Raw genomic sequence first — 12,825 nt, 5'->3', positions numbered from 1 at the left:
AGGCAGGCGAGCAGCAGGGCAGGGTACAAGCGGGTGCGGCGCATCATCGATTTCCTTGTTGTTGTTATCGGAACTTCCGGTTCCTGAGCGAACGCTCGACTGCTGCCGGATATCATATTGGTACGATCGTGCAAGATAGTCTGGGATAGGGGGCTGGCTGTCAACCCCTGGGTGGCAGGCTGAGGTGTTTATCCTCGGGGTGTTTCAGCAGCTGTGGTGGTCAGTCGAACTTTTGGAATAGCGGGCTTGGTAGCTCATGGCTTGCCGTCGTTTGGCTATTGGCATCGGTGATGCTCTCCAGCTCGTGCAGATTCAGGTCATCGCCGGCTTCGTCGTGATCATCGAAGTAGGCGGTCGGCCAGCCTAGATCTTCCGGGCGAAAGTGCAGGATGTCGGGCCAGACTTGGTCGGCGGAAAAGTACTGGAGCAACGCTGCCCTGACCTGCTCGGGAGTGAGTCCTTTGGGATTGGGGACTATGACGCTGGCGTACTGCTTGTAGTTGGCGGCGTCGCGATAGAGGTAGTGGATTTCGAGGTTCTTGCTGGTCATGGCTCCGCTCCTTGGTTGGCTGTCTGAGAGGCAGCGTGCCCTGGAATCGTGGCCGGTGCCTGGGGGTGATTTCGCAAACTCGCGTGAGCTATTGCCTGGGCGAGGTATCGGTTCTGGCTGTCAGTTATTGATTCAGATGGCGACTTCCGCCAACCTGGCGAGCCTGGCTTTTATCTGGTTGTCGGTATGAAGAACGGACTCTACGAGCAGGTTATTGACGAATCTCTGGCCGAACAGCTGGAGCAAATTTCGGAGGAGGTGTTGCGCGAGGGCTTGGACCCAGCGGACAGCCATATCGTCCTTGCCGAGCATCTGTCAGACCTTATCGCTGCAGCGTTACGTCGATTGCCAGCAAAGGATCGCCTCAGTCATCAGCGAGAGCTCGCTAACCAGATTATTCAATTGCTTTCTCGTCAGGATGATGGTCAGAGCTACGGTGCCTTTTTGCCCGCCGCACTTGAGCGTTTGCTGGCTGTTGGCGCTACCGATTTGGTGAAAACGCGCCCTGATACGCCATTAAGTGAAACCAGTCTCCTCACGGGGACTCGGATGGATCCCAGTCTGCTCTCCCAGCTCAAGCAGGAGTTAGCCACCGCGGACCGTGTTGACATTCTCTGCTCGTTTATTAAGTGGGGTGGCATAAGTTTGTTGCGCGATGCTCTGGAGGCATTTACACAGCGCCCCGGCACGAGACTGCGAGTGCTCACGACGAGTTATATGGGCGCGACGGATTTACAGGCCGTGAAGGTGCTGGCGGAATTGCCGCAAACGGAAGTTAAGGTTTCCTACGACGTGCACCGTACTCGGCTTCACGCTAAGGCATACCTATTTGAGCGTGCAACAGGCTTCAGTACCGCTTATATCGGTTCGGCTAATCTTTCTCGTCCAGCGCTTACTGAGGGACTGGAGTGGACGGTCAAAGTTACCCAGTACGCAGACAGGCCGATCTGGGACAAAGTACTCGCTACCTTCGAAACCTATTGGCAGGACGCAGAATTCGAAGCCTTTGAAGAGAATAGGCTAAGGCTTGCCTTGCAGAAGGAGTCTGGGCAGGGTGCGGGAAACCAGAATCTACCTGTTTTTGAACTCCGTCCGTATCAGTTTCAGGAAGAAGTCCTCGATGCACTTGCCTGCGATCGGATCGGCAAGGCGCCGCCTCACCGTCAGTTGGTCGTTGCCGCAACCGGTACGGGCAAGACGATGATCGCGGCTTTCGATTATCGTCGTTTTGTGGCTGATCAAGGTGGTTCCTATCCGTCCTTGCTCGTGGTTGCTCATAGGCGGGAGATCCTTCAGCAAACGCTACACACATTCCGGGCGGTACTGCGGGATCAGAATTTCGGCGCTCTGCTGGATGGCAATAATGACCCTGGTTCGTCTCGACATATTTTTGCAACAGTGCAAACTCTGCATCGCCGACAGCTTCCCCAGCAATGGGGTGAAAGTGCTTTTGAGTATGTTTTGATAGATGAAACGCATCGCTCTGCCGCTGAGAGCTATCAAGGAATTCTCGATGCTCTCAGACCAACAGTATTGCTGGGCTTAACGGCCACGCCGGAGCGGACGGATGGCGAGGATGTGCTCAAGTATTTTGACGACAGGATTGTAAGCGAAATTCGTTTGCCGGACGCGATAGGCCGTCGGCTGGTTGTGCCATTTCATTATTACGGCGTGGCTGATACTGCGGATATGGATTTTTCTAGGCTCACCTGGGAGCGAGGCGGTTATCGTGTCAGTGAAATTGACAAGCTGGTTACTGGGAACCATGTTCGAGCACAAAATATTGTTGATCAGTGTTGTAAGCGTCTCTTGAATATCCATGAGGTTCGCGGGCTGGGTTTCTGTGTCAGCGTGGCTCATGCGGAATTTATGGCCGAGTTTTTTAATCGTGCAGGTATCCCGGCTTTAGCGCTATCTGCAAGTAGCACGGATGTGGTTCGTGATAGTGCTCGACAGCGCCTTCGTCAGAGAGAGATTAACTTTTTGTTTGTGGTGGATCTTTACAATGAGGGCATCGATATTCCGGAAGTGGATGCTGTTCTGTTTCTGCGCCCGACAGAAAGTCTCACAGTATTCCTGCAGCAGCTTGGCAGAGGCCTTCGCCTGACCGAGGATAAGGATTACTTAACGGTGCTGGATTTTGTTGGGCAGATGCATCGCAAGTTCCGTTTCGATCTGCGTTTGAAAGCCTTGTCTACCAAGCCTGAAGCCGATCTTCAGGCGGAACTGGAAGAAGGCTTTCCTCATCTTCCCGCAGGTTGTGCGATCCAGCTCGAGCGGGTCGCCAGAGAGCGAATTCTTGCCAATATCAAGGAGTCATTTCTTGCTGGGGCTCAACCATTGGTTAGAAATATAGCCGAGTTCGCCGCAGATACAGGCAAGCCTCTAACTCTTGCTAACTTCCTAGATCATTACCGCTTGAATCCGGATGACATCTATCGCCGTGATACCTGGTCTGCGCTTTGCGCACGGGCCAGTTTGATAGAGAAGCCCATTGCTGCGGATAATGTTATCTGGGCTAAGTGGTTGCGTCGCATTGCTCATGCGGATGACGAATTGCGACTGGCTCGCTGGCTGCGATGGCTGACGAGCGGTGAGGGCAGTGATCCATTGGTGCATGCGCTAGTGGTGCCGCTTGTCAAACCGCTAGAGTTGAATGAGCCAGAAATGATCTGGCAAAGGCTGTGTCAGAGCCCGGATATTCTTGTAGAAGCTCGAGAGCTTATTGCATGGCGCCTGAGTTGTCCGAACTTGATTCGGCATCAGGTGCAGCCCGCTAATACATTGCTAGTGCCTCATTCGAGCTACACTCGAGATGAAGTATTAATACTTGCGGGTAACTGGAGTTGGGCGAATCAGCCTCCAATGCGCGAGGGTGTGCGACACTTGCCGGACAAGAAGCTAGATGTATTTCTTGCCACCATCGAGAAGAACGAGAAGCATTACAGTCCCTCGACCCTTTACGAGGACTACGCTATCAGCAGCGATCGCTTCCACTGGCAATCCCAGAGCACTACTTCCGAGGATTCCCCCACTGGGCGGCGGTATATCAAGCATCAAACGATGGGCTATTCACCTTTACTCTTTGTGCGTACCGTGGCCAAGGTTGGTGGATACTCCCAGCCATACTGTTATCTCGGTCCGGTGATCTATGAGAGGCATGAGGGTAGTCGCCCCATGAGCATTACATGGAAGCTGGAAATTCCTATGCCAGCTCGTTTGCTTCGTTCTTTTCAGACGCTGGCGGTCGCCTGACCCGTCAGCTCCTCCCCATCCACCTCCCCATCCGCCCATAAACCCCCTCATCCCTCAGCAACTGCATATGATCCACCCCATGCAGCAACTCCCGCGTGACGCCATGCGATCCCGGATACTCTTCCGCCAACGCACTGGCTGGCGTCACTAGCAAATCACTGCGCAGTTTCGTCGCGGTCTTTTCCACCGTGCGGGTGCCGGCCACAAACAAGTGCTCAACATGATCCGGCAAAGGAATCGGTTCGCGCGGGTCGTGGGTGTGGAAGATGTCGGCGGCGCGTTCGCGGTCGCTATGTAGCAGGTTGCCAAAGCGCAGGTCGTGGATGGCGGCAGAGCGCAGGTTGCCAAGGCGGGTCAGGGGTGCGCTCCAGCGAGTGAGGTTCAGTAGTCGGTTGGCGTAGTTGCCCAGGCGTTCTGCTTCGGCGCCGTGGTGCGGGCTGCCGATGGCGGCCAGATGTGTTGTCTGGCCGGCCCAGCGAAGGCCGGCGTCGCTGGCCTGGTGCAGCGCGCTGCGGGAAATCAGCCCGCCCATGGAGTGGCCAATCAGCACGATGCGCGAGGCGCCGGTGGTTTCAAGAAGTTCTGCCAGCAGGCGGGCGTTTTCGGCAATCGGCAGGCCGCTGTTGTAGCGCAGCCGGCTGACCCGAAAACCCTTCTTGCTCAGGTCGTCGCTAAAGGCCAGATGTGCCGGGTTGTGCCAGTACTGTTCGTGCAGGCACAGGCCGTGGACAAACAGTGCCAGCGGCTGGCCGGCGACCGGTGTATCACCGTGCAGGGACATGCCAAACGCCAAAGGGTTGTTCTGGCCGGCGAGCATGTCACCGAACACACCGTTGATGGCGGCTTGCACGCTGAGCGTCATGGTGTCCACTTCGCGCTGCGGGATCTGGTGCCCGGCCAGGCCGATCATGCGCGCTGGCAGCAGGAAGCTGTGTTTCAGCAGGGCGAAGACATGCCGGGCAATGTGGGTTTGCGGTGGCAGCAGGCCAAGCGGCGTGGAGCTGTGCACTTCCCGATGTACCGTGCCTACGGTATCCGATATTTCGCCCGCCAGTGACAGGCTGAGCTGGGAGATGCCAAGCAAAAAGCGGGCATCGGGAGAGAATGAGGACGAACTTTGTGTACGCATGTACACTTTATCCCTCATCGCGCGATGGGGTGCTAGCGCAGATGGGGCCAATATATGGTTGCGCGCCCCGTTCAGGGGGCAACCTGTACCTGATACTCCACGGTCACGATTTGTCCGGGCGGCAGGCTGCCGTTCAGGGTGGTGCGCCAGTGGGTCACGTTGGTGTCGACCCCGGTGGCCGCCGGTGCATAAGTCCAGCTTGCCTGGTTGTCGTCGGAATATTCGATGGTGCCAATGGACATGCCGGTGGCAGGGGCGTCGTCGATAAACTGCAGCGGCTGACCGGCAAAGGCATCCATAACCAGACCAACAAACTCGGGTACCGCAGCAATCAGTTGCACGTTGAAGGTGCTGATGGTTCCGATGTTGTTGGCTCCTACACTGAGGGTCGCCGGTTGGCCGGGGTCTGCGTCCAGGGCGGGGTTGCCGTCAACCAGATAGGAGATTTCCAGATTGGCCTGGGGGAAGTCGTACTCGAATGGTCGGGCGAAGATCAACACGCTGGCAGTTTCGGCGATATGCCCGCGCTCGGTATCACCGAAGCGATCTTCATCAACGGTTAATCCCAGGCTGGAATTCGATATGGCGCAGCGGCGTAGCCAGCCGCCGTTATTGCCGGCCCGCGACGTTTGGCTGGCATAGGCAAGCGGGGTGCTGGTGTAGCTGCCCGCAAAGCCGCCGCTGTAGCAACCGTTGTCCCAGCCCAGAATGCCGCTGCGCTGCTGGGTTTCGAAACTCACCGGCAGGCTGTCGTTGGCGGTGAGTGTATCGGTGATGCCGGCATCGATGGCCAGGTAGCCGATTTGCTCGCTGCTCACCACGGATCCGGCTGTGGCTTCGCCACGTTCCAGAGCCACTTCCACCCCGGTAGTTGTCAGGTTTTGTGTGGTGACATTGAGGAACGGGCTGGAAGGTGCGCCGGGGTCCAGCGCTGGCTCGTTATTGATGGTCTGTATTGCAGTAATCAGGGTTGGCGGCTGGCTGAAGCCATCCCACTGGAAAGTAATGGTGTCCCAGCTCGTCGTGATGCCGGTAGATGGTTCTGCCTGCTCGGCAATCACCGCCACGCTGCCGGCCTCAATGACTCTGCCCTCGGCGAGTACGTTGACGCCGGGAATTACCGCCAGATAGTCCACCGTCATGGATTCGTGGGCGCCGAGTTCATTCAGCGGTTCCACCTGAGCGATGTCGAAGCCGGTGCTGGTGATATTGCGTAAACGCAGGGAGGCCGGGTCTGGCCCCTCATCAGTGGGCAGCGCGAAAATCAGCGGCGTGGTTGAGAAAGCGTTGGCAAAGTTTACTGATGTCCAGTTCAGGCCGCCGGCGCTTCCCGGCGTCAGGGTGCTTTGATCCATTTCCAGGTCGAAGCCAATTTGTGCCGGCAGGGCTCGGAACGCGGTGCTGCTGGCCAGTAGTCCAACCAGCTCCGTGGTGTGGGTGGTATCGGTATCACTGGCCAGATCTTCCTGAATCAGCGTACCAGCAATGCTGTTACTGAGAGCACAACGTAGTGCCCAGCCACCATCGCCGCCGTCGCGCGAATTCTGGCTTGCCACCAGTAGGGGAGGGCCGGTGAAGGCAACGGGGAAAGAAGTGTTGGTACAGCCATCGGTGACCACATCCCCCGAGCTTACTGCCTGAAGTCGAATGCTGTTGCCCAGAGAGTCGTTGAAAACCGTATTGGTGTTGTTGGTAATGGCCACATAGCCAATGGTCTCTGCCACGCTAATGGTGCCGGAGGTGACCTCCGCGCGTTCGAGTGCCAGCTGGGCTCCGGTTGTGGCGAGATTGCGGGCTGCCACGGTCATCCAGGGTACCGACGCGGTCGACAGGTCCGCTGCCGGCTCATTGTTCATGGTCTGTATGGTGGTCAGCAGTGCCGGCGGTTGGCTAAAGCCGCTGGTAAACGTGATGCTGCTCCAGCTGGCACCACCAAACTTGCTTTGAAACGCGCTGGTGCTCAGGGTGCCCACCTCAAGGGTGCTGCTGCCCAAAGTGTGGGTGCCGGGAGGCACGGCAAGATAGTGCAGATCCATCGAAGGGGTTGCGCTGGTGGTGCCATCAGGGAATACCACGGCGGCTTCAAAGCTCGTGCTGGTGACATTACGAATTCGAACCGAAAAAGGGTCAGCGCTGGATTTGGTTGGCATAGCGATGACCACCGGCGGCGCTGCAAATGGCTGCCGGAAGTTAATCGTAGTGAAGCTTGGTGGGCTCGCGCCGGTGGGGCTATTCAGGGTAACGCGGCTGGCCTTGAGGGAGATGGCGTGAACGCTGCAAAGCGGCCCCAGCAATATCAGGGCGAGTGCCATCAGACAGAGGCGCTTCTGGCCGAGGAACACATCAACAACTTTCATTCAGGGCAGTCCTTCCTGTTAGCGCTTGCTACAGGGTAGGGCATCTGTCGGTACTGCGGGGCATTTTATTGCAAATTTGGCGGGGATTTTACACAAAGCCCCGACATGAAGTCGGGGCTTTGTGTGGTCTTCACTTACCAGAGTGAGTGCTTGTTACACCCGCTCAATCACTGTCGCAATACCCTGACCCAGACCGATACACATGGTCGCCACACCCAGGGTGCCGTCTTTCCACTCAAGCACGTTTAGCAGGGTGCCGGTGATACGGGCGCCGGAGCAGCCGAGTGGGTGGCCAAGTGCAATGGCACCACCATTCAGGTTGATCTTGTCCTCCATCTTGTCCATCAGCTTCAGATCCTTGATCACCGGCAGGGACTGCGCGGCGAAGGCTTCGTTCAGCTCGAAGTAGTCGATGTCGTCAATGGTCAGGCCAGCGCGGGCCAGTGCCTTCTGGGTGGCCGGTACCGGGCCATAACCCATGATCGCAGCGTCGCAACCAGCCACAGCCATGGCGCGGATTTTGGCGCGTGGCTTGAGGCCCATTTCCTGCGCCTTGGCAGCGCTCATCACCAGCATGGCAGAAGCGCCATCGGACAGTGCCGATGAGGTACCGGCGGTGACGGTGCCGCTGCGCGGATCGAATACCGGCTTCAGCGCCTGCAAACCTTCCAGGGTGGTTTCCGGACGGATCACTTCGTCGATTTCACACAGCACTTTGCCGCCATTAGCATCGTGGCCTTCGATCGGCACGATCTCATTTTTCCAGCGGCCCTGTTGGGTGGCTTCCCAGGCTTTCATGTGCGAGCGCAGGCCGAACTCGTCCTGCTGCAGGCGGCTGATGCCATGCATGCGGCCGAGCATTTCCGCGGTCAGGCCCATCATGTTCGACGCCTTGGCGGTGAACTTACTGGCTTCCGGGTTCAGGTCGACGCCATGGTCCATGGCAACGTGGCCCATATGCTCAACGCCACCGATAACAAACACATCACCGTTGCCGGTCATGATTGATTGCGCTGCGGTGTGCAGGGCCTGCATGGACGAGCCGCACAGACGGTTGATGGTCTGGCCAGCGGTGGTGCGTGGCAGGCCGGCGAGCAGACCGATGTTGCGAGCGATGTTCATGCCCTGTTCTTTGGTCTGGTTTACACAGCCCCAGATCACATCTTCGGTTTGCTCGGTTTTCCAGCCCGGGTTGCGTTGCATAAGAGCTTGCACCAGCAGGGCGGAAAGTTTTTCTGCGCGAACATGGCGATACATGCCGTTACGGGATTTGCCCATGGGCGTGCGGACCGCATCAACGATCACTACATCATTCGGATTCAGACTCATTTCGTTTCTCCTGATCCGTTAATTAGGCGAAGAAAGACTTGCCGGAAGCGGCCATGTCTTTCAGTAGTTGCGGCGCTTCATAGAGCTTGCCGAGGTGTGCGTACTTGTCACACAGGGCAACGAACTCTTTGATGCCGATGGATTCGATATGACGGATCGGGCCACCGCGGAACGGAGGGAAACCAATGCCGTAGATCATCGCCATGTCTGCTTCGGCAGCCGAGCCCACGATGTTGTCTTCGAGGCAGCGAACTGTCTCGGTGCACAGCGGGATCATCAGGCGGGCAATGATTTCGTCGGCATCGAATTCGCGGGTCTCTGCGACGTGCGGCTTGATCAGTTCCCAGGTGGTGGCATCTGCGGTTTTCACCTGCTTGCCTTTCTTGTCCAGAACGTACTGGTAGAAGCCGGCTTTGGTCTTCTGGCCATAGCGCTTGTTTTCGAACAGCACTTCGGACACATCCTTGAAGTCGTGCTTCATGCGATCCGGGAAGCCATCCGCCATGACTTTGGCAGCGTGGACACCGGTGTCGATACCGACCACGTCCATCAGGTATGCCGGGCCCATGGGCCAGCCGAACTTCTCCATGACTTTATCAACGGCCAGGAAGTCGGCGCCGTCACGCATCAGCATGCCGAAGCCGCCGAAGTACGGGAACAGAACACGGTTAACCAGGAAGCCGGGGCAATCGTTAACTACGATCGGGTTCTTGCCCATCTTGGTGGCGTAGGCCACCAGTGTTGCCACGGTTTCGTCCGAGGTTTTTTCGCCACGGATCACTTCCACCAGCGGCATCATGTGCACCGGGTTGAAGAAGTGCATGCCGGCAAAGTTTTCCGGCTTCTTCAGGGCGGTGGCCAGACGGGTGATGGAAATGGTCGAGGTGTTGGAAGCCAGCACGGCGCCGTCTTTCAGCGTGCCTTCGGTTTCGGCCAGCACGGACTGCTTGATCTTCTCGTTCTCGACAACTGCCTCAACAACAACATCAACGTTGGCGAAGTCGCCGTAGTTCAGGGTCGGGCGGATCATGGACAGAGTTTTGCCCATTTTTGCCGGGTCGATGCGCTTGCGTTGAACCTGTTTGGCCAGCAGCTTGGACGCTTCGCCCATGCCCAGGTCCAGCGCGGCGTCGGCGATGTCCTTCATGATGATCGGCGTACCCTTGGAGGCGGACTGATAGGCGATGCCGCCACCCATGATGCCGGCACCCAGTACGGCGGCCTGGTTCAGGTCCTTGGCTCCTTTCTTCATGTGGCCGCCATTGGCTTTTTTCACCGCCTGATCGGCGAGGAACAGACCAACCAGCGCAGTTGCCTGCGGGGTCTTGGCAACTTTGGCGAAACCTTTGGCTTCAGCTTCCAGCGCCTGGTCGCGCTTCATGCCACCGTGCTGCTGCATGACGTTAACGGCGGCCACTGGCGCCGGGTAGTTCTTGCCAGCCTGCTGGGCAACAAACGCACCCGAGGTCTGGAACGCCATCATGTTTTCCAGCGGCGGCAGTTTCAGCGGCTCGAGTTTTTCCGAGCGCTTCTTCATGTGATCGATCTTGCCTTCGAGGCACTGCTTGATCAGCGAAACGGCGGCATCAAAAAGTTTGTCACCAGCAACCACAGCATCAACCACGCCATCTTTCAGTGCCTTGTCGGCCTTGTGCTGGCCACCGGCAGCGATCCACTCGACGGCGTTATCGACGCCGATCAGACGCGGCATGCGCACGGTGCCGCCGAAGCCCGGGAACAAACCGAGCTTCACTTCCGGCAGACCCACCTGAGCGGTGTCGGCCATTACGCGGAAGTCGCAGGTCAGGGCCATTTCCAGACCGCCGCCAAGGGCGATGCCGTTGATGGCGCAAACGGTCGGGACCGGCAGGTCCTCGAACGCGCAGAACACCTGGTTCGACTTCAGGCACCAGCCGGCGATTTCGTCTTCCGGAAGTTTGAACATGTCGGTGAACTCGGTGATGTCGGCGCCGACAATAAAGACGCTCTTGCCCGAGGTGACCACCACGCCCTTGACGTCGCTGTTGCCTTTGATGGCGTCGACAGCTTTGCCAAGATCGACAACGGTTTCCTGATTGAATTTGTTGACGGACTCGCCCTGAAGATCGAACTTCAGTTCGGCGATGCCACCGTCATGCAGCGTCACGCTGACGGCCTTGCCGGAATAAATCATGGTTTGCTCTCCACGTTGATTGGGTCGGAGCCTGCACGGGGCGGCCCCGGCTGAAGTGGTCATAAAACCGCTTTCATGTGAGCGTTTGCTCACTCCAGCATGTCCACGTCCCCACTAAGGCAAAAGGGAACGGGCGCCAAGTATAGGCGCGTGAAGCAAGGATTTAAGCCCCTGATTGTGACCAGATGGTCTGGCTAATGGCTGCGGGCCTGTCTGGCCAATCCTGTCTATAATGCCGCGACCCTCAGGAGGCCTCCCTTGAAACTGCCGCAAATACGTCGTCGTGAACTGTCCACCCTGCTTGAATGGCAGGATCTGCCGCCGATTTTGGCGCGGGTACTGGCCGGACGCGGTATTCAGAGGCCTGATGAGGTGCCATTGACCCTTGATCAGCTGCCGTCGCCGAGCCTTATGCCGGGCCTTGATAAGGCGGTTGCCCTGCTAATGGAAGCCCGCCAGCAGGGCTGGAAGATTCTGATTATCGGTGACTACGACGCCGATGGCGCCACCGCAACCGCGCTGATGGTGCGCGGGCTGGCGTTGCTGGGGCTGCCCACGCCGGGCTTTCTGGTGCCAGACCGGTTTGAGTATGGCTATGGGCTGTCGCCGGAAATTGTAGAGCTGGCCAGGCAGGAAGCGGCCCCCGATTTGATCATTACCGTGGATAACGGTATCGCCAGCCTTGATGGAGTTGCCGCGGCCCATGCCGCTGGCATCAAGGTGTTAATCACCGATCACCACCTGCCAGGTGAACTGCTGCCGGATGCGGATGCCATCGTTAATCCGCGCCTTGATCCGGCGTCACCTTTTCTTAATCTGGCCGGCGTTGGCGTGGCCTTTTATCTGATTCTGGCCATGCGTAGTGCACTGCGTGATGCCGGGTTGTTGCCCGCCAATGCCAATCCCGCGTCTCTGCTGGATCTGGTGGCGCTGGGCACAGTGGCCGATGTGGTGGTGCTCGATCGCATCAATCGCATTCTGGTGGAGCAGGGCTTACGCCGCATACGAGCCGGGCAGTGCATCCCCGCCATCCCTGAATTGCTTAGGGTCGGCCGTCGTGATCCTGAAAGGGTGGTGGCCCAGGATCTGGGCTTTATTGTTGGTCCGCGCCTGAACGCCGCTGGCCGGCTTTCCGATATGACCTATGGCATCAGTTGTTTACTTTGTGATGACACTGGTCGGGCCGCTGAGTTGGCAGAGCAGCTCGACAGCATCAACCGTGAGCGGCGAGGGATCGAGCAGGGCATGCGCGATGAGGCCATGATTCAGGTACAGCGCCTTAAGGAAAAAGGGGATCTGCCACTGGGCCTGTGTCTGCATGATGAGCACTGGCATGAAGGGGTGGTTGGTATTCTTGCCTCGCGAGTCAAGGAAGCGGTACATCGGCCGGTGATCGCCTTCGCCAAGGCTCAAGAGAAGGGCTTGCTAAAAGGCTCCGGCCGCTCCATTCAGGGATTGCATCTGAGGGACGCTCTGGATGCGGTGGCTACCCGTCATCCCGGCATGCTGCGCAAGTTTGGTGGCCACGCCATGGCGGCGGGGCTGACCTTGGCGGCGGACCAGCTGGAACAGTTTCGTCAGGCTTTTGCACAGATTGTGGCGCAGCTTGCCCCGGCGGATATCTTCACCAGTGTTATCGACACGGATGGCGTACTGGAAGAGTCCGAGCTGACCTTGAAAAATGCTGAGCTGCTGGCCCATGCCTATCCCTGGGGACAGGGCTTTCCGGCGCCCCGTTTTGATGGCGAGTTTGAAGTGCTGGACCAGCGAGTGGTTGGCGAGCGTCACCTCAAGCTGACCCTCGGTCTGCCGAGCAGCCGCGGGGTGATCGACGCCATTCACTTTAATGCCCCGGTGGCGGATTGGCCGCGAAATTGCCAGCGTGTGGCAGGGATCTACCAGCTCGGGGTAAATGATTATCGTGGCCAGCGTTCGCCGCAGTTATTGTTTGAGTATCTGATCCCGCTGGCCACAAAAGATCGCCGCTGAAGCGGCTCCTACGGTGCGGCTTTTCTGATAGCATCCCATCCCG

7 protein-coding genes are annotated in these 12,825 nt (G+C 58.0%); 2 read left to right on the top strand and 5 right to left on the bottom strand.

From position 1 onward, the window contains the following. Window positions 1-220: 220 nt before the first annotated feature. On the bottom strand, window positions 221-550 hold the full coding sequence (locus J1C54_RS12530) for a hypothetical protein (RefSeq protein ID WP_229148350.1): 330 nt from the start codon (window positions 548-550) through the stop codon (window positions 221-223). Window positions 551-736: 186 nt separating this feature from the next. Between J1C54_RS12530 and J1C54_RS12525 the strand changes: the two genes are divergently transcribed. Beyond that, entirely contained in the window at window positions 737-3,805 is a 3,069-nt protein-coding gene (locus tag J1C54_RS12525) for a DUF3427 domain-containing protein (RefSeq protein WP_229148348.1), read from the top strand. 4 nt (window positions 3,806-3,809) lie between these two features. Here the strand turns inward: J1C54_RS12525 and J1C54_RS12520 are convergent, their stop codons facing one another. The 4 genes from J1C54_RS12520 to fadB all read right to left on the bottom strand — a co-directional run bounded on the left by J1C54_RS12520 (window position 3,810) and on the right by fadB (window position 10,793). Continuing rightward, window positions 3,810-4,934, bottom strand: coding sequence for an alpha/beta fold hydrolase (locus J1C54_RS12520; RefSeq protein ID WP_229148345.1), 1,125 nt, complete (start codon window positions 4,932-4,934; stop codon window positions 3,810-3,812). Between the two features lie 71 nt (window positions 4,935-5,005). Further along, window positions 5,006-7,291 (bottom strand): H-type lectin domain-containing protein, encoded by a 2,286-nt coding sequence (locus J1C54_RS12515; RefSeq protein WP_229148344.1) that lies wholly within the window; start codon window positions 7,289-7,291, stop codon window positions 5,006-5,008. 153 nt (window positions 7,292-7,444) lie between these two features. Beyond that, window positions 7,445-8,620: an acetyl-CoA C-acyltransferase FadA gene (gene fadA / locus J1C54_RS12510; RefSeq protein ID WP_229148343.1), complete on the bottom strand. Its 1,176-nt coding sequence runs from the start codon at window positions 8,618-8,620 to the stop codon at window positions 7,445-7,447. A gap of 22 nt (window positions 8,621-8,642) precedes the next feature. Then, window positions 8,643-10,793, bottom strand: a complete 2,151-nt coding sequence (gene fadB / locus J1C54_RS12505) for a fatty acid oxidation complex subunit alpha FadB (RefSeq protein WP_229148340.1) — start codon at window positions 10,791-10,793, stop codon at window positions 8,643-8,645. A 264-nt stretch (window positions 10,794-11,057) separates the two neighbouring features. On the opposite strand from fadB, the gene recJ reads away from it, so the two are divergent. After that, a complete protein-coding gene (gene recJ / locus J1C54_RS12500; RefSeq protein WP_229148354.1) occupies window positions 11,058-12,782 on the top strand; it encodes a single-stranded-DNA-specific exonuclease RecJ in 1,725 nt (574 codons plus the stop codon). The last annotated feature ends 43 nt before the right edge of the window (window positions 12,783-12,825 follow it).

Source organism: Alcanivorax sp. 1008, from assembly GCF_020667895.1.
Classification (GTDB): domain Bacteria; phylum Pseudomonadota; class Gammaproteobacteria; order Pseudomonadales; family Alcanivoracaceae; genus PGZG01.
This window is presented reverse-complemented; position numbering and strand designations above follow the sequence as displayed.